Source organism: Streptomyces liangshanensis (genome assembly GCF_011694815.1).
In the GTDB taxonomy this organism is placed as follows: Bacteria; Actinomycetota; Actinomycetes; order Streptomycetales; family Streptomycetaceae; genus Streptomyces; species Streptomyces liangshanensis.
In genome coordinates this window covers 4,255,001-4,279,041 of the sequence record NZ_CP050177.1, presented here as the reverse complement: position 1 = coordinate 4,279,041, position 24,041 = coordinate 4,255,001, and the positions used below count along the sequence as shown (strand labels likewise).

The window sequence follows — 24,041 nt, the reverse complement described above, 5'->3', positions numbered from 1 at the left end:
GTCTGTACGGGAAGGTCCACGTCGGTACGGGAAGCTCAGCCGAAGGCCAGGTTCACGATCCAGAAGCTGACCGCGGCGACCAGCCCCGCCGCCGGCATCGTGATGAACCACCCCAGGATGATGTTCTTCGCGACCCCCCAGCGCACCGCGTTCACCCGCTTCGTGGCGCCCACGCCCATGATGGCCGACGTGATCACGTGCGTCGTGGAGATCGGGGCGTGAAACAGGAACGCCGAGCCGAACATGATCGACGCGCCGGTCGTCTCCGCCGCGAATCCCTGCGGCGGGTCCAGCTCGATGATCTTGCGGCCCAGCGTTCGCATGATGCGCCAGCCACCCGCGTACGTACCGAGGGACAGCATCAGCGCGCAGACAATCTTGACCCACACCGGGATCGGGTCCCCGGGGCCCTCCACATCGGCGATGACCAGGGCCATCACCACGATTCCCATCGTCTTCTGCGCGTCCTGGAGCCCGTGCCCGAGCGCCATCGCGGCCGCAGAGACGGTCTGGGCTATCCGGAATCCGCGCTTGGCCTTGTGCGGGTTCGACCCGCGGAACATCCACATGATCGCGACCATCACCAGGTAGCCGACCACCAGGCCGACCACCGGCGACACGAACATCGGGATGACGATCTTCTCCACGACCCCGGACCAGATCACCTCCGTACCCCCGGCGAGGGCGGCGCCCACCAGGCCGCCGAACAGCGCGTGGGACGAGGAGGACGGCAGGCCGAAGTACCAGGTGACCAGGTTCCAGACGATCGCGCCGACGAGCGCGGCGAAGAGGATGCCCATCCCGCGGTCGCCGTGCGGCGTGGCGATCAGGCCCTCGCTGACGGTCTTGGCGATGCCCTGCCCGAGGAACGCGCCGGCGAGGTTCATCACGGCGGCCATGGCGAGGGCGGCGCGGGGCGTCAGGGCCCGGGTGGACACCGAGGTCGCGATGGCGTTCGCGGAGTCGTGGAAACCGTTCGTGTACGTGAATCCGAGCGCGACACCGATGGTCATGATCAGTGCGAAGGTGTCCACGGGGGTCAGGACTCCTTGACCGTGATGGTCTCCACGGTGTTCGCGACGTGCTCGAACGCGTCGGCGGCCTCTTCAAGCACGTCGACGATCTGCTTGAGCTTGAGCACCTCCATCGCGTCGTACTTGCCGTTGAAGAGGTGGGCCAGCAGTTTGCGGTGGATCTGGTCGGCCTGGTTCTCCAGGCGGTTGACCTCGATCCAGTACTCGGTGAGGTTGTTCATCGTCCGCAGGTGCGGCATCGCCTCGGCGGTCAGCTCGGCGGCCCGGTTGAGGACCTCGATCTGCTGCTCGACCCCCTTGGGCAGTTCCTCGATGTTGTAGAGGACGACGAGGTCGACCGCCTCTTCCATGAAGTCCATGATGTCGTCGAGCTGGGACGCGAGGCTGTAGATGTCCTCGCGGTCGAACGGCGTGATGAAGGAGGAGTTGAGCTGGTGGAAGATCGCGTGGGTGGCGTCGTCCCCCGCGTGCTCCGCCGCCCTCATGCGCTCCGCGATCTCGGCTCGGGCGGAGGAATCCGCCCCGAGGAGTTCCATCAGGAGCTTGGAGCCCGTGACGATGTTGTCCGCGGACGCGGCGAACATGTCGTAGAAGCTCGTCTCCCTGGGGGTCAGACGAAAGCGCACCTGGGATCCTCGGGTTACATGGAATTCGGTCAGGGTGATGCTAGGCGCAACATCCGGCCACGGCTAACCGGCAATCCGTCCCAGTGTCGCCCATGCGGCACCGCGGTCGGCACAGGGCCCTGCCCCAAGGCTCACGGAGGGGTACCATATACCCACGTGGGGTATATAACCCCGTATCGGACATCACACCGATCTCACATCGATCCCACGCCGATCCCACATCGGACCACCCACCCGACAACCCACCGGACGACCTCCGGACATCCCTACGGGAGGACGCGATGACGACCACCGAGGCGGCCGGCGCCGCGACGAGCGAAGCGCCCTCCGAGCCGGCCACGCCCCCCACCCCCACCCCGGCCGGGGCACCCGTCACCGACCACGACCGGGGGATCCACGGGTACCACCACCAGAAGGCCGAGCACCTCAAGCGGCTGCGCAGGATCGAGGGCCAGATCCGCGGCCTCCAGCGGCTGGTGGACGAGGACGTCTACTGCATCGACATACTGACCCAGGTCTCGGCCTCGACCAAGGCCCTCCAGTCCTTCGCCCTCCAACTGCTGGAGGAGCACCTGCGGCACTGCGTGGCGGACGCGGCGGTCAAGGGCGGCGACGAGGTCGACGCGAAGGTGGCGGAGGCGACCAAGGCGATCGCCCGCCTGCTCCGTACCTGACGGCCTGCCCTGTACCTGACCGCCCGCTCCGTACCCGACCACCCGACGCCGTACCTCACGGCCCGGCGCCGCCGGCACGCGCTCAGTCCCGGCGGCGGCCGGCGGCCCTGGCCTCCGCCTGCCGCGGCAGGACCGGGCGGGCGGCGCGGGCCACCTTCAGCACTTCGTCGATACGGTCCGGGCTGAGCCGCTCCCCGTCCGCGGCGGACGCCGCGATCATCAGCTCTCCGCACAACTCGATCTCGGCGAGGGCCACGTGGTCCTGGACGGTCGTCGTACGCAACGAAGCCACGTGCTGTCACCTCTTCCCGCGGGCGCCGACTTCCCGAGTCGTGTCCCTCCAGCGTAAGGACCGGGACCCTCCACGCGCATGGCACGTCCGGACCATTTCCGCCCTGGTCTCCCCCGAGGCCGCGTGATCCCCCGGAACTACGTCCCGGTAACTAGTCCCGCGCCGACGGCCGCGCGCACCCCCTGCCTAGGTCCCGATCTTCCCGGCGAAGATGTCGGCGGCCGGCGGCAGCTGTACGGAGACCGCCGAGCCGAAGGCGTACAGCAGCGTCGTCGAGGCGACGTCGACCGTCCGGCCCTGGTTGAGGTAGCTGAACCGATGCCTGACCTTGCGCAACCGCCCCTCGTCGTCCAGGTACGCGTCGAACGGGACGACATCCTTGGCGAACCCTTTCGCCGCGGCGTTCAGCGCGCCCCGCGCGAACGGCGACGCCACCTTCGCCGCCTCGCCGATGTCGGTGACCCCCCGGTAGTGCCACACACGAGTCCCGGCCAGATCCTGCGAGCCGACAAAGGTCACGTTCCGGGCCGCGCGCAGCAGTTCGGCGGCCGCCAGCGGATCGGTCGCCCCGCCGGTGACCAGATTCCCGTCCTCCAGCGTCGTCGCGTCGACCCTGACCCACTTGTCCGCGGGCACACCCGCCCCGCGGTTCTTCATGTAGAGCGCGGCGGGCGCGACCAGTTCGGTGATGGGGCGGTGCTCGCTCGCGCCCGCCGGGTCCCTCGGCAGGACAACCTTGAGCCGCCCGATCCGCTCGGCGAAGTTGTAGCCGCCCTCGCCCCTGATGGTCACCCGGGTCCCGCCGGCCGCCATCTCCATGGACGTACGGGCCTTGGAACTCCCCGACGCGAGCAGGACGTCGGCGGCCTCACGCACCACCCGGGGCCCGCCGGCCGGCCGGTCGTCGGCCGTGGCTCCCACCTCGCCGGAACAGCCGGTCGTGGCCACCACACCGGCCACGGCACCCGCCATGGTCACGGCGGCGAACGCCGCTCCTCTGCGTCCGTGCTGCTGCGCCACCATCGCCCGCCAACCCCCAACGCCTTACCGCCGCTTGTCCGAAGTCCGCCCCCACCCGCATAACGACGCCCCGCGTCCCCCGTCACGCCAGTACGGTGGAGGGGTGTGCGAGCAAGACTCTTCCGGTCCCCCCACCGCCTCCGTCCACACCACCTCCACCGTCGAACGCGGCTCGTTCTGCCTGGCCCGCTGCACGTGCGGCTGGTCCGGCCCGGCCCGGCGCTCCCGCGACCTGGCCAGGACGGACGCGCGGACCCACGCGACACCGGGCTGACGTGCGGCGGGCGCGCCGACGGGCCCCTCCCCCGCGATCGAGCCGACCTCCGAATCGCCCCGTCCTCCGGATTGACCTGACCCCTTGGGGGAAAACGGACCGGAGTCGCGGAACCCGGTGGCCCCTACAACCGTCCCGTTCAGCGGGACGCCGTCCACGCGATCCCGGGGTCACCCTCAGGAGGACGTCAGATGGAACGGCGCACACTGCTCACGGCCGCGGCCGCCCTCGCCACGGCCGGCGTCACGGCCGCCTGCTCCGGCGGCGGCACCTCACCCGCCGGCGCCGAAGGCCCCGGTACGGACCCGAGCGGGCCGCCCGCCGGCACCGCGACCACCACCGCGGCGGGCACGCCCACCAAGGGCGCCGCCCCCGGCGCGCCCAGCTGGGGCGCGCTGGCCAAGGGGCTCGACGGGGATCTCGTACGGCCGGGCGACGCGGCGTACGCGACCGCGCGCCAGCTCTACAACACCCGCTTCGACACCCTGAAGCCCGCGGCCGTCGCCTACGTCTCCGGCGAGGACGACATCAAGGAATGCCTCGCCTTCGCCCGCACCCACCGCACGCCCGTCTCCATCCGCGGCGGCGGCCACTCCTACGCGGGCTGGTCCAGCGGCAACGGCCGGCTCGTCATCGACGTCTCGAAGCTCGACTCGCTCCGGCACGCCTCGGACGGCGTGGTCGGCGCCGGCGCCCGGCTCGCGGACGTCTACCGGACCCTCGCCGCCCGGGGCCGTACGATCCCCGCCGGTTCCTGCCCGACCGTCGGCGTCGCCGGCCTCACGCTCGGCGGCGGGCACGGCGTCGCGGCCCGCGCGTACGGCCTGACCTGCGACAGCCTCGTCTCCGCCACGGTCATCACGGCGGCCGGCCGGCGGCTCACCGCCGACGCCACGCAGAACAAGGACCTCTTCTGGGCGCTGCGCGGCGCCGGGAACGGCAACTTCGGGGTGGTCACCGAGCTTCGTTTCCGTACGCACCCGGCGCCCGCGACCGTCGCCGCGTTCGTGAGCTGGCCGTGGTCGAAGGCCGAGGCGCTGCTGAACGCCTGGCAGAAGTGGGGCCCCGACCAGCCCGACGAGATCTGGTCGTCCCTCCACCTGGCCGCGGGTCCCGGCGGCGGCACGCCGACCCTCTCGCTGTCCGCGTTCTCCCTCGGCACCGAGTCGGACCTCAAGAACGCCCTCGACCGGCTCGCCGACGGCCCCGGCGGCCCGGGCCCGGCGACCTCGTTCTCGACGCGGCGCCGGGGGTACGAGGAGGCGATGCTCGTGTACGCGGGCTGCTCGGGCTTCACCGAGGAGCAGTGCCACCTGCCGGGCACCACCCCGGGGCGCAGCACGCAGGGCGCGCTCCAGCGCGAGACGTACGCGGCGGCCTCCGACTTCTACGACCGCGCGCTGTCCCCGGCCGGCCTGCGGGCCCTGGTCTCCGCGACGGAGCGCTTCACCAGGATCCCGGCCTCCCAGGGCGGGGGCGGCGGTTCCATAGCCCTGACCGCGCTCGGCGGGGCGGTCAACCGGGTGAGCCCGCTCGCGACGGCGTTCGTGCACCGGCGTTCGCGGGTGCTGGCGCAGTACATCGGGGCCTGGCGGCCGGGGACCGCCGGCACGGCCCAGCAGGCGTGGCTGAAAAGCACCCATGCGTCGATGCGGCGGTACGCGTCGGGCGCGGCCTACCAGAACTACGTCGACCCGACGCTGACGGACTGGCGCTCGGCCTACTACGGCGGGGCGGCGGACAGGCTGACGCGGCTGAAGGCGACGTACGACCCGGACCGGCTGTTCGACTTCCCGCAGGCGCTGTAGGGCCGCCGCCGCCCCGACGCCCGGGGACACCAGGTACCCCCGGGGACACCCGGGCGGACACCTCCTAGCCCGTACGGACCACCGAGGTGGCCGACCGGGCGTCAGGGAGGTGGCCTGTACCCATGGATCGATACGGACCCCGCTCGGCCGCTCTCGTCACGGCCGCCGCTCTCCTCCTCGCGCTCGGCGCGAGCGCCGCCGTCGCCGTGGACAAGCCGACGGAGCCGGGGCAGCTCACGCTCATCAAGACGGCGGTCGGTGACGTGGTGGCGGACAAGAAGGGCAATCCGCTGTACGTCCGCGAGGCGGACAAGCGCGACGTGTCGGGCTGCACGGGCGCGTGCACCAAGTCCTGGCCGGCGGCGGTCGGCTTCCCGAAGAAGGCCAAGGGCGTGACCGCGCAGACGTCCCAGACGAAGAAGGACGCGCCGGGCAGCGACAAACCGCAGGTCATCCTGAACACGCACCCGCTGTACTACTTCAAGAACGACATGCCCAACCGGCCGCGGGGCCAGAACGTCCCGGGCTTCAGCCTGATCGCGGGCGACGGCAGACCGCTGTCCCAGGTGAAGACCTCCCCGACCCACACCGCGAAACCCGCCCGCACCGCGAAGCCCAGCGGGTCCGCGAAGCCCCGCAGGTCCTCCTCCCCGGCGAAGTCCACGGGCGTCATCTCGGACGCGACGTCCCGCGTGCCCGCGCCGGCCAGGACGGCCCCGCCCGCGCACCCGAGACCGCCGCTGACGGTGCCGAAGAACACGACGGCCAAGCCGAAGGACACCACGACGAAGCCGAAGCCGAAGCCGGCGAGGACGGCGGCCCGCAAGCCGGCCGCCACGCCCCCGGCCCCGCGCCGGACGGCCGTGCCGCCCCCGGCCACCCGCTCCCGCACCGCGGCCCCGGCGCGGCCCGCCACGACCGCGCCGGCCGTGGTCCCGCCCGCCCCGGTGACCACCCGTACCGCCTCGTCGTCCGTCGGCGCCCTCCAGGTCACCCCGTCGGGCGGGGCACGCGGCGGCGCGCAGCACCCCGTGGACTCCGCGGCCGCGCAGGGCCCGTCGAGGGCGGCCTCGCTGTCCCTCGCCGTCGGCACCACCCTGGTGGCCGCCGCCGCGAGCACGGTCCTGGTGATGCGCGGCCGGCGCCGGTCGAGGGACGGCCGGCACTGACCGGAAACGGGACCGGCCGGACCGCCGCGCCGGGGCGGGCGGCGGACGTGACGGTCAAGGTGCTGTTCGGGGTGGCGGCCCTGGGCGCGGTGGCCGCCGTCGTGCTGACGGTCCTGCCCCCGCGCCAGGCGCCCGCCCGCCGGCCCCCGGTGGCGGCCGCGGAACCGCGCGCGGTCCGGGTCGCGGACCCGCACTCGGCTCCCGTACGGCTGCGCATCCCGGCGCTGCGGGTCAGCGCGGCGGTCATGCCGCTCTCCCTCGACGAGGGCAGGACGCTGGACGCGCCGAGCTTCCGCCACGCGATGAAGGTCGGCTGGTACGCGCTGGGCCCGCGCCCCGGCGAACGCGGCCCGGCCGTGCTGGTGGGCCACCGGGACGCCCCGGCGAACCCCGGGACCGTCCCGGTACGCAACGGCCGCGACAACATCCGTAACGCCGTCTTCGCCAAGCTGGGGCGGCTGCGCGCCGGAGACCGGGTGGAGGCGGAGTTGGGCGACGGGCGGCGGGTGCGGTTCCGGGTGACGGCGGTGGACACGTACCGGACGGCGAAGTTCCCGACCGCCCGCGTCTACGGCCCGGTGCCGGGCCCCGAGCTGCGGCTGATCACCTGCGGGGGCGTCATCGACGCGAACGGCCACTGGGACTCGAACGTGGTGGTCAGCGCGGTGGCGGCGCGCTGACCCCCGTGGGCCGAAGACCTGGGCGTCAGGCCGCCAGGTTGTTGTCGTCGGGCCGCGGCTCGGGCATCCCGAGCGGCCGGGTCCCGCCGACGGTGCCCGCGCCGGAGATCAGGTCGGCCTCCCGCGCGGAGCGCGCCCGTACCACCCAACCGACGTGCCGGGAGCGCGAGACCGCCGACAGGAGCGGGGTCAGCAGCGCGAGGGCGAGGGGGGTGAGCAGGAGCGCGACAGCCGTACCGAGCGCGAAACCGCCGATGACGTCCGTGGGGTAGTGGACCCCCATGTAGACCCGGCAGAAGCCTTCGAGCAGCGCGAGGCCGAGCGCGGCGAACCCGAAGCCCCGGTGGGCGACGAAGACGGCCGCGCCGATGGCCATCGCCATGGTGGCGTGGTCGCTGACGAACGAGTAGTCGGTCTTGCCGGCGACCAGGACGTCCAGGCCCTTGTGGTCGAGGAACGGGCGCGGCCGTTCGACGAACCCCCGGATCGGGATGTTGACGAGCAGCGCGAAGCCGGCCGCGAGCGGCGCCCAGACCAGCCCGGCGACCGCGGTCACCGAGTCCTCGGCGGAGCCGCGCTTGCGGACGCTCCACCAGCAGGCGACGACCACCAGGACGAGGGCGAGCATGATCCCGTACTCGCCGACGAACTCCATGACGCGGTCGAACCACGACGGGGCGTCCTTGGCCAGTCCGTTGATGTCGTAGAGCAGGCTGACGTCTGGGTTCGACCCATCCAGTACGAGTCCAGCCATCTGCTGCGGCCCCTTGCCTTGTTCGCCGTGATACCTGCCGCGGCGCGCCAGACCGCGCGCCGACTCCACCGACCTCCGTGGTCGGTCCCCGTGGTCGGTAAGGAACATGCTGCGTGATCAACTGCGCAGCTGTCGCCCATGGAACGGCCTGTGCAGGCAGTACGTTCCACTCTCCACCGAACGATCACCATGACGTTATCGAAGAGTGACACGTCGTCGCAGTTCAGGAGGGTGACGGGACGGATAGTTCCGGCCATTCGGCGACCGCCGAATGGCCCTGCGGGGCATTCCGCCGGGACCGCCGGAACGTCCTCGGCTCCCCCGGACCGTCCCCCTCGTCCGCCGCGGAACCCGCCCCTCAGACGGAGGGTCGGTCGGGCGGCAGATCGAGGGGCAGGGACTTGGCGCCGTCCTCGGTGACCCGGGTCGCGCCGAAGTAGTCGGGCTTGTCGATCTTGTCGAACCGGATCACGGCCCCGGTGTACGGCGCGTTGATCATGTAACCGCCGCCGACGTACAGCCCGACGTGGTGAATGGCCCGCGAGTTGGTCAGATCCTCGGAGAAGAAGACCAGATCCCCGGGGAGCAGCTCGTTGCGGGCGGGGTGCTCCCCCGCGTTGTACTGGTCGTTGGCCACCCGCGGCAGCTCGATCCCGACCGTCCGGTACGCGGCCTGCGTCAACCCGGAGCAGTCGAAGCGCCCTCCCTGGGCGGCCGTCCCGTTCCCGCCCCAGAGGTAGGGCGTACCCAGCTTCTGCTGGGCGAAGTAGATCGCCGCGGCGGCCTGCCGGGACGGCGCGACCCGCCCCACGGGCGCCGCGAAGCTCTTCTCCAGAGTCCGGATGATCTTGACGTAGTTCTGCGTCTCCCGGTACGGCGGCACGCCCTTGTACCGGATGACGGCGTACGCGCCCGCGTTGTACGAGGCAAGCATGTTGTTGGTCGCGTCGCCGGGCACGTCCTTGACGTATTCGGCCAATTCACAGTCGTACGAGGCGGCGGACGGAATCGCGTCCTTCGGGTCCCAGATGTCCCGATCCCCGTCCTTGTCCCCGTCGATGCCGTGCGCGGCCCACGTACCGGGGATGAACTGCCCGATGCCCCGGGCGTCGGCCGGACTCTGGGCGGACGGGTTCCAGCCGCTCTCCTGGTAGAGCTGCGCGGCGAGGAGGGCGGGATTGATGGCGGGGCAGAGGTTGCCCCACTGCTCGACGAGCGGCTTGTACGCGGCGGGCACGGCCCCCTTGGCGAGCCCGACAGCCCCACCCTTCCCCCCGGCGAGCCCGGCGGCGGCGGAGTAGGTCCCGACGACGACCAACGCGACGAAGGCCATCCCGGACCCCCCGACGGCCGACGCGACGAGCCATGCCTTACGCACCGTCAAAACACCCTTCGCGTCAGGGCCGCTGTCCGGACCAGTGTAGGCGGGGAGGGGCCGGATCAGGGGGTGGACGGCGAAGGGGCCGGAAGAGGATCTCGGGATGACCAGAAGTGGTCGTGGATGTCGGGGGGCTGGGGGTAGCCCCCGGCGCGGTGCGGCGTGTTCGGCACGGGGGCCGGGGCGGGGACGGGGGATTCGGGGAAGCAGGGGGTGGTGATGGAGAGGAAGAACTGCCCGGCGTTCCCGACGGCGACGCGCATCTGGAAGTTGTCGGGGGTGGAGGCGAAGATCGCGGGGAGGTCGGGGTCGGTGTCGACGCTCGTGATCCGGTATCCGCGCGCTTTCCAGCTGCGCTCCACCACACCGAGCAGACTTCCCCGCCGCTCCGCGGAGACCACGGTCATGATCGCGATCCGACGCCGCACCCTGCCCGTACCGGTCGCGTCGTACTTGAAGTCCGCGCAGATGTGGTCGTTCGACGGCCCATGATTCCACCGCAGTCGCGGCGTGACATCGGACAACGTCTGCTGCATCACCGCATCGGCCTTCTCGGCCGCTTGCCGCATGTTCACGTCGGACGGTTTCCTTTCGGGCTTGCGGTCCTCCGCCGAAGAACCGCATCCGGCCGTGACGACGGCCAGAAGTAATGTCGTCCATAGACGCACAGATTTCACCGGGGCTCCTGAACACTGATCTTGTGACCTTGACCCGCAACCACCTTCGCGATGTTCTGGGCCGACTCCTCCCCGTCGTTGAAGTACCGCGTATGCGCGTCCACTCCGCCCATGTCCGCGATCGGCCGCGGCCCGTCCGCCACCCGGAACCGCCGCGCGCCGAACGCCTCGTGGGCCGGGTCCGTGCCGTACCAGATCTCCCGGTCGTCCGCCTGGGCGTCCTGCGCGAAGTACGCCGCCGCACCACCCCCGACGCCCCCGACCACCGCCCCCACCGGGCCACCCACCGCCCCGCCCACGACGGCCCCGCTCATCGCCCCCGTCGCCATCCCGCGCGCCTCGATCTTGGCGGGCATGGCCGTCACCGGGTCGTTCTCGGCCGCGCCGACGTACACGTGGTCCCTGCCCACACCCAGCTCGTCGGCGGACCGCGCACCGGTCCCGGGGCTGCCGAGCAGCACGATGTCCTCGGCGCCCGGCACCCCTCCCGGCCGCTGCGCGGCCTGTCCCACGGTCAGCGAACCGTACGAATGGCCGATCGCGGTCACGTGCGGATTCTCGTGTTCGTTCGTCGCCGAGACACCGGCCATGAACGAGTTGTACGCGACGGCCCCGGCCTCCGCCCGGTCGGCGAACATGACGTCCGTGTTCCCCGCGATGTCGTCCCCGGACAACTGCGGCGCGTCATAGCCGAGCCATACGATCGCCGCGCTCGACGAGTCGTACTCGCGGGCCGCCAAGGCCGTGTCCGCCGCACGCCGCAGATCGTTCGTCGCGAAATCCTCGTCCAACGCGGCCCCGAGTCCCGGCACATACGCCGACACGTTCCGCGCCGTGTCCGGATTCCCGTACGCGACGACGGCCCGGCCGTTCCCCTCGTCGCCGATGCCGAGCAAATACATCGGGGGCCGATCGGGATCGGGAAACCGCAACTGCCGCTCGATCTCCCGCAACCCCGCCAACCGAGCCCCCACCCCCTCCCCCTCCACCCCCTCCAACTTCCCGATCAGCAACCGCAGGTTGTCCCGGTTCGCCGCGTCCCGCACCACCGCCGGGATCCCGTCCAGGTTCCCGATCACGTCCGGGTAGACCGCCAGGTACTCCTCCTGCCGCTCCCGCGTCAGGCCGTCCCACCACGCCTTGCGTTCCGCCGGCGACGCGTCCAGCGGGATCGCGTCCCGGAGGTAGCCGTCCGCGGCGCCCCGTACCGCCGTCGCGTCGCCGTACGCGTCCGTCCACATCGCCCCCGAGACCTTGACGCCCTCGGGCGCCGTCAGCCTGCGCAGCGTGGCCGCGTACCGCTCGTCGATGCCCCGCGCCTCCCGCAGCGCCCGCGCGATGCGGTCCACGACGTCCTGGGCCTTCGCCTCGTTCGGGTTCACGTTCCCGTACGCCGCCGGCACCACCGGGACCGGCTCCGCCCCGCTCCCCGCGATCCGCCCGCCCGGCAACGGCCTGCCCGTCGTCCAGCTCTCGCCCGCCGGGGGAAAGCTCACCCCGCCGTCCGGGTGCACCGTGAACCCCAGCGCCCGCGCGTCCTCCAACGCCTCCCGCAACGCCCCCTGCGAAGCGCGCAGTTCGTGGGCCAGGCTGTTGAGCGTCGTCCGGACAAGGCCGCACTCGGCGTAGACGTACTGGAAGTCCCGGCTCAGGTCCCGCAGCCGTACGACCGCCGCCCGCGCCGCCTCGCCCCGCTGTGAGTCCTCGATGCCGGGGAGCAGTTGGCGGTCGATCCTGTCGCGCGCCGCGTCGGCACGATTGCTCGCCCGCCCCCAGCCGTCGGCGGCGTCCTCCCACCCGGAACACCGCACGGCCCGTAACTGCCCCCAGGTCAGCCCCCCACTCACCGACCACCACCGACAGCGGGACCAAGAGCTGGGCCGGACCCCCCACCGAGTCCCGAGCCGAGTCCCGAGCCGAAGCCCGGACCCGCCTCCGCTCCCGGGCCCGCGCCCGTCCCCGCCCCCACCCGCGCGAGCGCCGACCTCACCGCCGTATCGCTCTCGCCCAGGTCCTTCGCGACCGCCCGCAAGCTCCCCGCGAGGCTCCCGCACTCCCCCGCTGCCGCGTCGATCCGCCGCTCCCACGAGGTACGGACCGTCCGCAGCACCTCCGCGACCGCCAGCCCCTCCGTACCGCCCGCCAACCCCGCGTGCGCCGAGGCGAGTTCCGGGCGGACCTGCCCCAGGTGCGTACGCAGCGCCTCGGCCGCGCCCGCCGCCCTGCTCCAGGGCCCCGCGCTGTGCCGTACATCCGCCGCACCACCGCTACCGGCGCCCCCGCCAGCACCAGCACCCCCGCCGACCCCGACGCCCCCGCCGACGCCCGCACCCCCACCAGCCCCCGCCGTCCCCGCCATCCCGCTCGCCCCTGTCCCGCAGTGCCGCTTCCCGCGCCCGCCCCAGGTCCGGGAAGCAGGCGGATATCGAGGGATATCGACGGCACTTTCCCAAAGCGGGACGCGGGGCAACCGCCCGTCAGGACGGCGGCGGGGGACCCGTACGTACGGCGGAGGCGCCTGCGGGCACGGGCATCGGCCGGGCGGACGGACACCCCGACAGCCCGGCCAAGTTCACCCGTACGGAACAAGCAGCGCCAAGAAGGCGACGCGCGCGCCTACCCCTTCCGCCCCACTCCCCCGAACATCGCCACCTCGTCCGGCAGCCCGTCACCCGCACCGGCCCCGGCCCCGCCCGCAGCCCCCGCCACCGGCCGCCACCGCGAGCACGACACCACTCCCGGCTCCAGCATCTCCAGCCCGTCGAAGTACCGCAGCAGCTGCTCGGGCGTGCGCTGCGTCAGCCGGGGCGTGCCGTTCTCGTTCCAGAAGGCGACCGCCTTGTCCACGTCCGGCATCGACGGGCTCGTGATGGTGTGGGACAGCACCAGGTGGCTCCCGGCGGGCAGCGCGTCCATGAGGCGGCGCACCAGGCCGTACGACTCCTCGTCGTCCTCGATGAAGATGACGACGCCCAGCAGCATCAGCGCGACGGGCTCGCTGAAGTCGAGGGTCCGCGCGGCGCGCTCCAGGATGGCGTCGACGTCCCGGAGATCGGCGTCGAGGTAGTCCGTCCGCCCTTCCGGCGAGCTGGTCAGCAGCGCCCGCGCGTGGGCGAGGACGAGCGGGTCGTTGTCGACGTACACGATCCGGGACTCCGGGGCCACGCGCTGGGCGACCTCGTGGGTGTTGTCGGCGCTCGGCAGGCCGGTGCCGACGTCCAGGAACTGCCTGATGCCCACGTCCCTGGTCAGATGTTCGACGGAACGCCCGAGGAACTGGCGGTCCGCCAGCGCGTAGTCCCCGATGCCCGGGTGCAGCTTCCTGATCTGGTCGCCGGCCTCACGGTCGACGATGTAGTTGTCCTTGCCGCCGGTCCAGTAGTTCCAGATACGGGCGGTATGGGGCCGGGTCGTGTCGATCCTGGCCAGAATTCGCTGGGTGTCGGCGAGCGACGCCGAGGAGGAGTCGCCGTCGGAGGCGGACAGGGAGGAGCCGGCGTCGGTGCGCGATTCGTCTTGGGTCACACAGGTCTTCCTAGTCCAACCGGGTGCCCGCGCAACAGCCCTGAGCCCGCCTCAGCTCCCCGCATCTCCCCACAGCTCCCGCACAGGCCTTTCACGGCCCCGCGTCCCGCAAAGGTGTACCAACGACAGTCATTGCCCGGAGTCACGCCCCGTGATACACAGAGTAACCAAATGCATACGCGCACAACCGGTCCGGTCCAGGTCAGGCGACCCGGACCGGTCATATGTGCGGGCATCGGGTAAAGAGAGCCGCCAACCGGCATACGAGGGCGGTTCCATCAGCGAAGATAGAGCGTGACCCGTGCCATGGGGCCCGGGCGCCGAACAACCCAACAGGGGCGGTGACTTACATGTACCTGGCGGCTGAAAAGGGCGACATCACCACCATCATCGGTGGTATCGCCCCCGACTGGGGACCCTTCGGGACACTCGGGAACGAGGCCCGGGTGATGATCGAGGTCGTGATGGCGGTGGCCATCCTGCTCTGTCTCGGCATCGCGATCTGGGGCGCGGCCAAGCAGCGCATCGGGGCGACGGCGCTCAGGGACACGTTCAGCGCGGAACAGGGCAAGGGCCTGATCGTCGCGGGGTTGACCGGCGTCTTCATCATCGGGTCGCTGGGCACGCTCTTCACGATCGTGTACGGGATGGCCGTCTGATCCCGGCCGTTGTCCCGGCCGGCGCTCCCGCCGGCCGACCCGGACGGCCGAGCGCGCTCGGTCCCACCCGTTCGGCCGTTCCGACGGACCTGTTCCCGCCCTTCCCTCCCGGTCCGTACCCGGGCGCGCGCCCGGTACGCCCTCAACACCACCCGTCCGTCGCACCCACCGGCTGAGGTTGCGTCTCCCTGATGTCGAGTCACCACACCGCGCCCGCGCGGGAACCAGCACGGCTACCGTCGTACTACGCGGACCACGCGGACCCGCGCACGGCTGAGGGGGCTTTCGCGGCATGAGCTTCGGTGACGAGCACGGTTACGGCGACCCCGCGCGTCCCGCCCGTAACGACGACGGCTTCGGCGGTACGGGCCAGACCCGCACCCGGCTGCCCGACGCACGCGGCGGCGACGGGTACGGCGGCGGCAGACGCCCCGCGCGCGGTTCCCGCTCCCTCATCATGGTGGTGGGCGTCGTGGTCCTCCTGCTCGCCGCCATCGCCTTCGCGAACCGCGGCGGCAACGACGACCCGGCCACCGGCGCGAACGCCCCCGACGGCGCGGGAAACCCGACGGCGGCGTCGGGCGTGAAGCCGGTGACGGGCAAGAACGGCACCATCCCGTCAGGCTTCGCAAAAGACGAACAGGGCGCGGCAAGCGCGGCAACGAACTACGCGGTGGCCCTGGGCTCGGACGGGATGTTCAACCGCGTGAGCCGGTACGCCATCCTGGACGCCATCTACGTGCCCGCGTCGGCGACCAAGCTCAAGACCGCGCTCGACCCCGCCTACGCTCCGGCCGAGTTGCAGAGGCTCGGCCTCGACGCCGAGGGGAACCCCCCTCCCGACAGTCTCTTCGTCTCCCGGGCGATCCCCGTGGGTACGAAGGTCGAGAGCATCAGCGGCGACACCGCCCGGGTCTCCGTCTGGTACACGGGCCTGATCGGAATGGCCGGACCCGGCTCCACCGACCCCGTCAAGACGACCTGGCAGACCGGAACCTTCGATCTCCGGTGGCAGGGCGACGACTGGAAGATCGTGACCGACACCCAGAAGACCGGGCCGGCCCCTGTCCCCGGCGATGTCGCGACCTCCGGTGCGGACGAGATCAGCAAGGCTGTCGAGCAGTACGGAGGCTTCACGTATGCCAGGTAGCTCCCGACCCCACTCCCGCCCCCTCGTCCGAGGCCGGTGGATCGGCGCCGTACTGGCGGGCGTCCCCGCCTCGCTGTTCCTCTTCGCCGCGCGTGCCACCGCGGCGCCCACCCCGACGCCCACGCCCTCCCCGAGCAGCGACAAGGTCGATTGCAGTCTGCTCAAGGGCCTGTCCAAGAGCTACTGCGAGTCCGGCGACTCCGCCCGTTCCGGAGGACTGCCCAACAACCCCGCCGACGCCCTAGACCCCCTCTCCTCCCTGGCCCACGGCTGCGCCGAATCCGCCGCCTGGGTCGTCGAGAAGCTCTCCCAAGCCGTCGAGGAAACCGCCAACGTCGACTTCACCAACCCGGCCTTCCTCGCCCGCTACGCCATCGTCTTCGCCGCCGCCAGCGTCCTCACGCTCGTCCTGTGGCTCTTCGCCGTCGCCAAACGCGCCATCCGGGGCGTGCCCTTCACCACCGCCATCTCCGAGGCCGTCGGCTTCCTCTGGCTCGCCGTCCTCGCCTCCGCCTTCACACCCCTGATCCTCTACACCGTCGTCTCCGCGACCGACGGCGTCACCGAGGTCATCGCCGCCGGCACCGGCAAGCAGACCGACGTGTTCTTCGGCTCGTTCTCCGAGGCCCTCACCAAGGGCACCGACATCGGCGGCGGCCCCATCATGCTCATCGTCGTCTCCCTCGTGACGATCCTCGCCGCCGGCGTCCTCTTCATGGAGCTGTTCATCCGCGCCGTCCTGCTCTACGTCGGCGCCCTCCTCGGCGTCATCGTCTACGCCGGACTCGTCGACAAGAACATGTGGGGCCACGTCCGCCGCTGGGCCGGCATCATGATCGCCGTCATCCTCGTCAAACCCGTCATCGTGATCGTCCTCAGCCTCGCCGGCGCCCTCTCCTCCGAGAGCGGCCCCGACTCCTTCTCCGCCGTCGTCACCGGCCTGGCGATCATCCTGCTCGCGATCTTCGCGTCCGCCATGATCTACCGCTTCGTCCCCGGCTTCGGCGACGAGATCGCCGCCTCCCGCGACAGCCGCAAGCAGGCCACCGACGGCTCCCGCGCCGCCGCCGCCATCAGCTCCCCCGCCGCCCTCGTCTCCCAGGGCATCAAGACCCACAGCAGCCGCAACAACGGAGAAGGCGGCGGAGGAGGGGGCGGAGGCGGCGGCAGGTCGCAGAGCTCCATCTCCGGCGGCGTCGCCGCGCACAGCACCCGCCCCTCCTCCGGAGGCGGCGGCGGAGGCGGGGGCGGCGGCGGGGGCGGCGGCGGACATGTCCCCTCCGCCGCACCCCCGCCCCGTACCGGCGGCCCCACCACCGGCACCCCGCACAGCTCACGCAATACCGGTAACAACAGCACTGGAGGGGGAGGGCGTTGACGACCCAGGCCCACCCGATCGCACCGCGCCGCACGTATCTCATCGGCCGCGCCCGGCCCAACGCGATCGTCGGCAAGAACCGCGAGACAGGCGAGATCGCGCTCATCATCGGCGGCGCGTTCCTCGGCATGATGTGCGGCCTGCTCGTCCCGGTCCTGTCCCTGCGGATCGTGACGCTCATGGGCTTCCCGCTCATCGCCCTGGCCGCCGTCTACGTGCCGTACAAGCACCGTACGTTCTACAAGTGGTTCGAGATCAACCGCAGCTTCAAACGCACCCTGCGCAACGGCACCACCTACCGCTCGGGCGCCATGGAGTCCGGTACGAGCCTCGACGGCCGCGAGGTCGAGATCGGCCCGCCCCCCGGCATCGGCCGCATCAACTGGCTCGCCGCCCCCTTCGGCCCCGACGAGATCGCCGTCCTCCTCCACGCCGACCGCCGTACGGTCACCGCCGCCATCGAGATCGAGGGCCCCGGCGTCGGCCTGCGCGACAGCGAGGACCAGGAAGCCCTCGTCGACCGCTTCGGCACCCTCCTCAAGCACGTCGCCAACGGCGACGGCTTCGTCACCCGCATCCAGATGCTCGCCCGTACGCTCCCCGCCGACCCCGACGCCCACGCCAAGGACGTCGCCCAGCGCGGCGACCACGCGTCCCCCGGCTGGCTCCAGGAGTCGTACGACCAGCTCCAGTCCATGGTCTCCACCTCCAGCGAGCAGCACCGCGCCTACCTCGTCGCCTGCATGCACTTCACCCGCGAACTGGCCGCCGAGGCCCAGGCCATGGCCCGCGCCGCCCGCCACGCCTCCGGCACGAGGAAGCTCGACAAGGACGCCGGCCTCGCCGTGGTCATGGCCCGCGAGCTCACCGACATCTGCGCCCGCCTCGCCGAGGCCGACATCCGGGTACGCCAGCCCCTCGGCCAGGGCCGGCTCGCCTCCCTCGTGCACTCCATGTACGACCCCGACCACCCCATCGACCACATCCAGGCCATGACCAAGCGCAACGCCTGGCCGGCCGAGCTCGACGCGATGGAGCCGACGTACCTCCAGGCCAAGACCCGCGAGTCCTCCACCCGCGCCCCTTGGTGCCACTCCACCGCCTGGGTGAAGGAATGGCCCATGACCCCGGTCGGCGTGAACTTCCTCGCCCCGCTCCTCGTCCACACCCCGGACGTCATCCGCACCGTCTCGGTGACCATGGACCTCGAACCGACCGAGATCGCCATCGAGCGGATGCTGACGGAGAAGACCAACGACGACGCGGAGGCCAGCCGCGCCGCCAAGATGAACCGCACCGTCGACCCGCGCGACATCGCCGCGCACGGCCGGCTCGACCAGCGGGGTGAAGATCTCGCCAGCGGTGCGGCCGGGGTGAACCTCGTCGGGTACATCACAGTGTCGTCCAGGTCGCCCGAGGCCCTGGCCAGGGACAAGCGGACCATCAGGGCCTCGGCCGGCAAGTCGTACCTCAAGCTGGAGTGGTGCGACCGCGAGCACCACCGTGCCTTCGTGAACACCCTCCCGTTCGCGACCGGCATCCGCCGCTGACCGGCGCCGGGCCGCAAGCCCTCCCGCCGTACCACCCGTAAGCCCGTAGCCGCCGAACAGAAAGGGGCCTGTGGTGCGAGATCCGCTGTCCATCCTCACGGAAGCCTTCACCAGTTTCCTCTTCGGGGCGGTGGAGACGACCCGCTTGCCGGTCCGCACCTCGACGGGCCAGGCCCAGGCCGTCTACCTGCCCACCGCCGCCCCCGGCCTCGGCGACTCCGGCGTGATCATCGGCCGCGAGGTCTACAGCGGCAAGGGCTACATCTACGACCCCTTCCAGCTGTACGGGCAACAGCTCCCCGCCCCCCACTGGCTGGTCCTCGGCGAGTCCGGCAACGGCAAGTCCGCCCTGGAGAAGACGTACGTCCTGCGCCAGCTGCGCTTCCGCGACCGCCAGGTCGTCGTCCTCGACGCCCAGGGCGAGGACGGCGCCGGCGAATGGAACCTCATCGCCCAGGAGCTGGGCATAACCCCCATCCGTCTTGACGCGATGGCGGCCCTCGACGACGGCATCCGCCTCAACCCGCTCGACCCGGCCATCACCACGACCGGGCAGCTCGCCCTGCTCCGCACGATCATCGAAGTCGCCATGGGCCACGGCCTGGACGAACGCTCCGGCTTCGCCCTCAAGGTCGCCCACGCCTACGTCAACGAGACGATCACCGACCGCCAGCCCGTCCTGATGGACATCGTCGAGCAGCTGCGCCACCCCGAACCGGAGTCGGCGGAGGCGATGAACGTCGACATAGACGACGTACGGGCCTGGGGCCTGGACGTCGCCCTGGTCCTCGACCGGCTGGTCGACGGTGACCTGCGCGGCATGTTCGACGGCCCGACGTCCATCGGCATCGACCTCGACGCGCCCCTGATCGTCTTCGACCTCTCGCACATCGACCGCAACTCGATCGCCATGCCCATCCTGATGGCGATCGTCGGCGTCTGGCTGGAGCACACCTGGATCCGCCCCGACCGCAGGAAGCGCATCTTCCTGGTCGAGGAGGCCTGGCACATCATCAACTCGCCCTTCGTGGCTCAGCTGTTCCAGCGCCTCCTGAAGTTCGGCCGCCGGCTCGGCCTGTCGTTCGTGGCGGTGGTCCACCACCTCTCGGACGTCGTGGACGGCGCGGCGGCCCGCGAGGCGGCCGCCATCCTCAAGATGGCCTCCACCCGCACGATCTACGCACAGAAGGCCGACGAGGCGAGAGCGACGGGCCGGGTCCTCGGACTGCCGCGGTGGGCGGTGGAGATCATCCCCACCCTCACCCCCGGCATCGCGGTCTGGGACGTGAACGGCAACGTCCAGGTCGTCAAGCACCTGGTGACGGAGGCCGAACGGCCCCTCGTCTTCACCGACCGCGCGATGACGGAGAACTCCCAGGCCTCGGACGCCGCCGACGCCCTGGAGGCGGCCGGACTGCCCGAGGACGTACGGGCCGCGGACTGGGAGGCGGAACAGCGCGCGGCACTCCTGGAGCGGCAACGGCGGTTGAACGAGTCCTCCGAGTCGACGGTGGCGTGACATGGAGCGCCACCAGGGCCAGGACAGGCAGGGGGGCGGCCGCCAAGGAGGCGTCCCCGACGGGCTGTTGGTGGGCCTGCTGGCCTTCCTGCTCGGCTTCTCGCTGCTGACCTGGTCGGCGACCGGCTTCGCCGGGCTGTTCGCCCACGGCGGCTGGCCGGACCACGTCACCTTCGCCCGTACGCCCCTGGCCCTACGGCAGTTGGCGACCGCGCCGCACGACCTGCCGGCGGCCTGGCCCGACACCCCGCCGGGCCAGCTCTCCGGATACGGGCTGTTCTGGGGCCTGTTGATCAGCCAGCTGATGGTCCTGACCGTCCTGACGGTGTTCGTGCTGGGCGTCGTGACCCGCTGGCGGGCGGTACGGTCCCGGCGCCGCGAACAGCTGCGGTACGAGCGGGAGGCGGCGCAGACCGCGGCGGCACAGGGGCGCGAACACCCCCCGCTGCCGCACCAGCCGCTCCCCGGGAACGGGGCGCCGTACGGGCCGGGCAGGAACGCGGAAGCGCCTGTAGCGGCGATGTACGGCCCCGCCGGGGCCCATCACCCCCAACCACCCGCGCAGGCGGTCGAGGACACGCGCCCGCTCACGCCGACGGAATCGGTGCCTGCTCCCACCTCAGGGTCCGTACCGGTGCCCGCGCCGGGGTCCCTGTCCGTCCCTGTCCCCGTGCCCGGCACATCACCGCGGGTCGTGTACGGCACCTCCCGCACCCGCCGCCCCACCGCCGTCCAGGCCGTCCTCGACGCCGAGGGCCCCGCGCTCGTGGTCACCTCCGACCCCAACGTCTGGGCCGAGACCAAGGACGCGCGCGCCAAGCTCGGCCCCGTCCTCGTCTACGACCCCGGCCACGTCTGCGACACCCCGGCCCGCCTCCACTGGTCCCCGGCGGCCGGCTGCGAGAACGCCGACACCGCCACCGCCCGCGCGGCCGCCCTCCTCGCCCCCGTCCGCCCCCGCGCCCTCCTCGACACCGCCATGGCGGACACCGCCGAGACCCTCCTGCGCTGCTGGCTGCACGCCGCGGCCGTGGACAACCGGCCGTTCAAGCAGGTGCACCGCTGGGCCCAGGGCACCGGCGCCCACGAGGCCGTACGCATCCTCCGTACGCACCCCAAAGCGGCTTCCGGCCTCGCGGGACTGCTGGAGTCCGCCCTCACCTCGCACCCCGAACGCCGCGAGATGGCCCAGCAGCTGACGGCCCGTACGCTCGCGGCCCTCTCCTCGGTCCACATCCGCGAGGCCTGCACACCCAACCGAACCGATTCCCTCACGTTGGATTCCTTCGCCGACGAGGGGGGCACGCTCTACGTGGTGGGTGAGCCCATCGAGGACCCCCGCTCCCGCCCGGGCGCGATGCCTCTGCTCACCGCACTCACCACACACGTGGTCGAGCACGGCCGCCGCATGGCCGCACGGTCATCTGACGGTCGGCTCGACCCACCAATGTCGCTGGTCCTGGACGACGTGGCGGCGGTCGCGCCCCTGCCACTGCTGCCCGAGCTGCTCTCCACGGGCCAGGACCGGGGCCTGCCGACGCTCGCGCTCCTGCGCTCCAGGGAACAGGCGCGGGACCGCTGGCCGCACCAGGACCTTCCCGCCTGACCGTACGGCGCCGGCGTCAGCCGGCGGCGGGACGGCCCACCGCCATCTCCAGCTCCTTCGCGGACGGATCGGGCGCGAACGGCACCAGCACGCCGGTCGGTTCGAAGCCCAGCCGCCGGTACACCGCACGCGCCCGGCTGTTGCTCTCGTGGACATGGAGCCTGACGCGTTCCAGCCGCGGTTCCTCCAGTGCCCAGGCCCAGTCGAGCGCCGCTTCGACCAGCCCGTCGATGAGCCCGCCGCCGCGCTGCCCGGGACGCACGAAGACCCCGACGAGGTGCCCCTGGGCCCGCTCGATGGCGGTGCCGTGGAAATCGGCCGTGCCGGCGGGCTCGACCAGCAGCGCCACATTCCCCGACCAGGATCCGTCAGGCGCCTCGGCGACGAACATCTGGGCCCCGCTCCCCGCGACCACTCCCGCCGCGCGCTCCTGCCAGAAGGAGTCGGGGCGCTGAGAGGCCTCCTCGTACGTGTCCAGGAAGGCGATCGACGCCGCAGGATCCTGGAGCGCGACCAGCCGCAGTTCCCTGACCTCGGCCCATTCGTCGGCCCGTACCGCTCGTATCACGTCGTTCATGCACCGATCATATTGGCCCGGAACGCAAGAATGCCCTGTACCAAAAGGTACAGGGCATTCTCACGATCAAAGATTGTTCGGCGGCGTCCTACTCTCCCACAGGGTCCCCCCTGCAGTACCATCGGCGCTACGAGGCTTAGCTTCCGGGTTCGGAATGTAACCGGGCGTTTCCCTCGCGCAATGACCACCGAAACACTATGAAGACAACAGAAAAGCTGGATGACAACACGGCTCTTCGTTACTTCAGAACTAACACAGTGGACGCGAGCAACTGAGGACAAGCCCTCGGCCTATTAGTACCAGTCAGCTTCAACCGTTACCGGTCTTCCACATCTGGCCTATCAACCCAGTCGTCTACTGGGAGCCTTAACCCCTCATGGGGGTGGGAGTTCTCATCTCGAAGCAGGCTTCCCGCTTAGATGCTTTCAGCGGTTATCCCTCCCGAACGTAGCCAACCAGCCATGCCCTTGGCAGAACAACTGGCACACCAGAGGTTCGTCCGTCCCGGTCCTCTCGTACTAGGGACAGCCCTTCTCAAAACTCCTACGCGCACAGCGGATAGGGACCGAACTGTCTCACGACGTTCTAAACCCAGCTCGCGTACCGCTTTAATGGGCGAACAGCCCAACCCTTGGGACCGACTCCAGCCCCAGGATGCGACGAGCCGACATCGAGGTGCCAAACCATCCCGTCGATATGGACTCTTGGGGAAGATCAGCCTGTTATCCCCGGGGTACCTTTTATCCGTTGAGCGACGGCGCTTCCACAAGCCACCGCCGGATCACTAGTCCCGACTTTCGTCCCTGCTCGACCCGTCGGTCTCACAGTCAAGCTCCCTTGTGCACTTACACTCAACACCTGATTACCAACCAGGCTGAGGGAACCTTTGGGCGCCTCCGTTACTCTTTAGGAGGCAACCGCCCCAGTTAAACTACCCATCAGACACTGTCCCTGATCCGGATCACGGACCCAGGTTAGACATCCAGCACGACCAGAGTGGTATTTCAACGACGACTCCACCTGAACTGGCGTCCAAGCTTCACAGTCTCCCACCTATCCTACACAAGCCGAACCGAACACCAATATCAAACTATAGTAAAGGTCCCGGGGTCTTTCCGTCCTGCTGCGCGAAACGAGCATCTTTACTCGTAGTGCAATTTCACCGGGCCTATGGTTGAGACAGTCGAGAAGTCGTTACGCCATTCGTGCAGGTCGGAACTTACCCGACAAGGAATTTCGCTACCTTAGGATGGTTATAGTTACCACCGCCGTTTACTGGCGCTTAAGTTCTCAGCTTCGCCACACCGAAATGTGACTAACCGGTCCCCTTAACGTTCCAGCACCGGGCAGGCGTCAGTCCGTATACATCGCCTTACGGCTTCGCACGGACCTGTGTTTTTAGTAAACAGTCGCTTCTCGCTGGTCTCTGCGGCCACCCCAAGCTCACACTGCAAGAGTGATCACCTAAGATGGCCCCCCTTCTCCCGAAGTTACGGGGGCATTTTGCCGAGTTCCTTAACCATAGTTCACCCGAACGCCTCGGTATTCTCTACCTGACCACCTGAGTCGGTTTAGGGTACGGGCCGCCATGAAACTCGCTAGAGGCTTTTCTCGACAGCATAGGATCATCCACTTCACCACAATCGGCTCGGCATCAGGTCTCAGACTCAATGTGTGACGGATTTGCCTAT

Annotated in this window: 22 protein-coding genes and 2 rRNA genes (1 of these 24 cut by a window edge); 11 read left to right on the top strand and 13 right to left on the bottom strand. The window is 70.7% G+C overall.

Annotated elements, in window-relative coordinates:
* Nucleotides 1-35: 35 nt before the first annotated feature.
* Both HA039_RS18460 and HA039_RS18455 read right to left on the bottom strand, forming a co-directional pair.
* On the bottom strand, nt 36-1,034 hold the full coding sequence (locus tag HA039_RS18460) for an inorganic phosphate transporter (protein WP_167031002.1): 999 nt from the start codon (nt 1,032-1,034) through the stop codon (nt 36-38).
* Nucleotides 1,035-1,039: 5 nt separating this feature from the next.
* Complete coding sequence (locus HA039_RS18455; RefSeq protein WP_161309204.1) at nt 1,040-1,660, bottom strand: DUF47 domain-containing protein; 621 nt, start codon at nt 1,658-1,660, stop codon at nt 1,040-1,042.
* Between the two features lie 281 nt (nt 1,661-1,941).
* On the opposite strand from HA039_RS18455, the gene HA039_RS18450 reads away from it, so the two are divergent.
* Complete coding sequence (locus tag HA039_RS18450; RefSeq protein WP_167030999.1) at nt 1,942-2,334, top strand: metal-sensitive transcriptional regulator; 393 nt, start codon at nt 1,942-1,944, stop codon at nt 2,332-2,334.
* Nucleotides 2,335-2,416: 82 nt separating this feature from the next.
* Here the strand turns inward: HA039_RS18450 and HA039_RS18445 are convergent, their stop codons facing one another.
* Nucleotides 2,417-2,626, bottom strand: a complete 210-nt coding sequence (locus HA039_RS18445; RefSeq protein ID WP_167030996.1) for a hypothetical protein — start codon at nt 2,624-2,626, stop codon at nt 2,417-2,419.
* A 186-nt stretch (nt 2,627-2,812) separates the two neighbouring features.
* Nucleotides 2,813-3,649, bottom strand: a complete 837-nt coding sequence (locus HA039_RS18440; RefSeq protein ID WP_167030993.1) for an SCO4651 family lipoprotein — start codon at nt 3,647-3,649, stop codon at nt 2,813-2,815.
* A 100-nt stretch (nt 3,650-3,749) separates the two neighbouring features.
* Here HA039_RS18440 and HA039_RS18435 point away from each other — a divergent pair, with 100 nt between their 5' ends.
* The 4 genes from HA039_RS18435 to HA039_RS18420 all read left to right on the top strand — a co-directional run bounded on the left by HA039_RS18435 (nt 3,750) and on the right by HA039_RS18420 (nt 7,577).
* Nucleotides 3,750-3,920, top strand: a complete 171-nt coding sequence (locus HA039_RS18435; protein ID WP_167030990.1) for a hypothetical protein — start codon at nt 3,750-3,752, stop codon at nt 3,918-3,920.
* A 191-nt stretch (nt 3,921-4,111) separates the two neighbouring features.
* Nucleotides 4,112-5,728: an FAD-binding oxidoreductase gene (locus HA039_RS18430; protein WP_167030987.1), complete on the top strand. Its 1,617-nt coding sequence runs from the start codon at nt 4,112-4,114 to the stop codon at nt 5,726-5,728.
* A gap of 122 nt (nt 5,729-5,850) precedes the next feature.
* The gene (locus tag HA039_RS18425; protein WP_167030984.1) at nt 5,851-6,897 is read left to right on the top strand and encodes a COG4315 family predicted lipoprotein; all 1,047 of its coding nucleotides are present in this window, start codon (nt 5,851-5,853) and stop codon (nt 6,895-6,897) included.
* Between the two features lie 47 nt (nt 6,898-6,944).
* Nucleotides 6,945-7,577, top strand: a complete 633-nt coding sequence (locus HA039_RS18420; RefSeq protein WP_167030981.1) for a sortase domain-containing protein — start codon at nt 6,945-6,947, stop codon at nt 7,575-7,577.
* A gap of 25 nt (nt 7,578-7,602) precedes the next feature.
* Here HA039_RS18420 and HA039_RS18415 read toward each other — a convergent pair whose 3' ends face one another.
* The 6 genes from HA039_RS18415 to HA039_RS18390 form a co-directional block, all read right to left on the bottom strand.
* Complete coding sequence (locus HA039_RS18415; RefSeq protein ID WP_167030978.1) at nt 7,603-8,331, bottom strand: phosphatase PAP2 family protein; 729 nt, start codon at nt 8,329-8,331, stop codon at nt 7,603-7,605.
* 358 nt (nt 8,332-8,689) lie between these two features.
* Nucleotides 8,690-9,664 carry a C40 family peptidase gene (locus HA039_RS18410; protein WP_167037063.1) on the bottom strand — a complete coding sequence of 325 codons (975 nt, stop codon included), beginning with the start codon at nt 9,662-9,664 and terminating at the stop codon, nt 8,690-8,692.
* 107 nt (nt 9,665-9,771) lie between these two features.
* Entirely contained in the window at nt 9,772-10,284 is a 513-nt protein-coding gene (locus tag HA039_RS18405; protein ID WP_167030975.1) for a hypothetical protein, read from the bottom strand.
* A gap of 98 nt (nt 10,285-10,382) precedes the next feature.
* Complete coding sequence (locus HA039_RS18400; protein ID WP_167030972.1) at nt 10,383-12,233, bottom strand: alpha/beta hydrolase; 1,851 nt, start codon at nt 12,231-12,233, stop codon at nt 10,383-10,385.
* A complete protein-coding gene (locus HA039_RS33610; protein WP_208298646.1) occupies nt 12,230-12,745 on the bottom strand; it encodes a hypothetical protein in 516 nt (171 codons plus the stop codon). Before HA039_RS33610 ends, HA039_RS18400 begins: the two co-directional genes overlap by 4 nt.
* 257 nt (nt 12,746-13,002) lie before the next feature.
* Nucleotides 13,003-13,818, bottom strand: a complete 816-nt coding sequence (locus HA039_RS18390; RefSeq protein WP_243870159.1) for an SAM-dependent methyltransferase — start codon at nt 13,816-13,818, stop codon at nt 13,003-13,005.
* Between the two features lie 443 nt (nt 13,819-14,261).
* Between HA039_RS18390 and HA039_RS18385 the strand changes: the two genes are divergently transcribed.
* The 6 genes from HA039_RS18385 to HA039_RS18360 all read left to right on the top strand — a co-directional run bounded on the left by HA039_RS18385 (nt 14,262) and on the right by HA039_RS18360 (nt 21,773).
* Nucleotides 14,262-14,570 (top strand): hypothetical protein, encoded by a 309-nt coding sequence (locus HA039_RS18385; protein WP_161312217.1) that lies wholly within the window; start codon nt 14,262-14,264, stop codon nt 14,568-14,570.
* A 292-nt stretch (nt 14,571-14,862) separates the two neighbouring features.
* A complete protein-coding gene (locus HA039_RS18380) occupies nt 14,863-15,720 on the top strand; it encodes a DUF8175 domain-containg protein (RefSeq protein WP_167030969.1) in 858 nt (285 codons plus the stop codon).
* Nucleotides 15,710-17,098, top strand: coding sequence for a hypothetical protein (locus HA039_RS33605; protein WP_208298645.1), 1,389 nt, complete (start codon nt 15,710-15,712; stop codon nt 17,096-17,098). Before HA039_RS18380 ends, HA039_RS33605 begins: the two co-directional genes overlap by 11 nt.
* On the top strand, nt 17,095-18,648 hold the full coding sequence (locus tag HA039_RS18370) for an SCO6880 family protein (RefSeq protein WP_167030967.1): 1,554 nt from the start codon (nt 17,095-17,097) through the stop codon (nt 18,646-18,648). The genes HA039_RS33605 and HA039_RS18370 overlap by 4 nt, the downstream gene beginning before the upstream one ends.
* Before the next feature lie 73 nt (nt 18,649-18,721).
* Nucleotides 18,722-20,167: an ATP-binding protein gene (locus HA039_RS18365; protein WP_167030964.1), complete on the top strand. Its 1,446-nt coding sequence runs from the start codon at nt 18,722-18,724 to the stop codon at nt 20,165-20,167.
* A 1-nt stretch (nt 20,168) separates the two neighbouring features.
* Nucleotides 20,169-21,773 (top strand): type VI secretion protein, encoded by a 1,605-nt coding sequence (locus HA039_RS18360; protein WP_167030961.1) that lies wholly within the window; start codon nt 20,169-20,171, stop codon nt 21,771-21,773.
* Nucleotides 21,774-21,789: 16 nt separating this feature from the next.
* Here the strand turns inward: HA039_RS18360 and HA039_RS18355 are convergent, their stop codons facing one another.
* The 3 genes from HA039_RS18355 to HA039_RS18345 all read right to left on the bottom strand — a co-directional run.
* Entirely contained in the window at nt 21,790-22,350 is a 561-nt protein-coding gene (locus HA039_RS18355; protein WP_167030958.1) for a GNAT family N-acetyltransferase, read from the bottom strand.
* 75 nt (nt 22,351-22,425) lie between these two features.
* Nucleotides 22,426-22,542: ribosomal RNA gene (gene rrf / locus HA039_RS18350) — 5S ribosomal RNA — on the bottom strand.
* 81 nt (nt 22,543-22,623) lie between these two features.
* Nucleotides 22,624-24,041 (bottom strand): 23S ribosomal RNA (locus HA039_RS18345); it runs 1,706 nt beyond the window's last position.

Coding starts and splice junctions, on each gene's coding strand:
- HA039_RS18450 (WP_167030999.1), top strand. CDS start 1,942: ATGACGACCACCGAGGCGGCCGGCGCCGCGACGAGCGAAGCGCCCTCC.
- HA039_RS18430 (WP_167030987.1), top strand. CDS start 4,112: ATGGAACGGCGCACACTGCTCACGGCCGCGGCCGCCCTCGCCACGGCC.
- HA039_RS33605 (WP_208298645.1), top strand. CDS start 15,710: ATGCCAGGTAGCTCCCGACCCCACTCCCGCCCCCTCGTCCGAGGCCGG.
- HA039_RS18385 (WP_161312217.1), top strand. CDS start 14,262: ATGTACCTGGCGGCTGAAAAGGGCGACATCACCACCATCATCGGTGGT.
- HA039_RS33610 (WP_208298646.1), bottom strand. CDS start 12,745: ATGGCGGGGACGGCGGGGGCTGGTGGGGGTGCGGGCGTCGGCGGGGGC.
- HA039_RS18415 (WP_167030978.1), bottom strand. CDS start 8,331: ATGGCTGGACTCGTACTGGATGGGTCGAACCCAGACGTCAGCCTGCTC.
- HA039_RS18440 (WP_167030993.1), bottom strand. CDS start 3,649: ATGGTGGCGCAGCAGCACGGACGCAGAGGAGCGGCGTTCGCCGCCGTG.
- HA039_RS18360 (WP_167030961.1), top strand. CDS start 20,169: ATGGAGCGCCACCAGGGCCAGGACAGGCAGGGGGGCGGCCGCCAAGGA.
- HA039_RS18380 (WP_167030969.1), top strand. CDS start 14,863: ATGAGCTTCGGTGACGAGCACGGTTACGGCGACCCCGCGCGTCCCGCC.
- HA039_RS18425 (WP_167030984.1), top strand. CDS start 5,851: ATGGATCGATACGGACCCCGCTCGGCCGCTCTCGTCACGGCCGCCGCT.
- HA039_RS18410 (WP_167037063.1), bottom strand. CDS start 9,664: ATGGCCTTCGTCGCGTTGGTCGTCGTCGGGACCTACTCCGCCGCCGCC.
- HA039_RS18355 (WP_167030958.1), bottom strand. CDS start 22,350: ATGAACGACGTGATACGAGCGGTACGGGCCGACGAATGGGCCGAGGTC.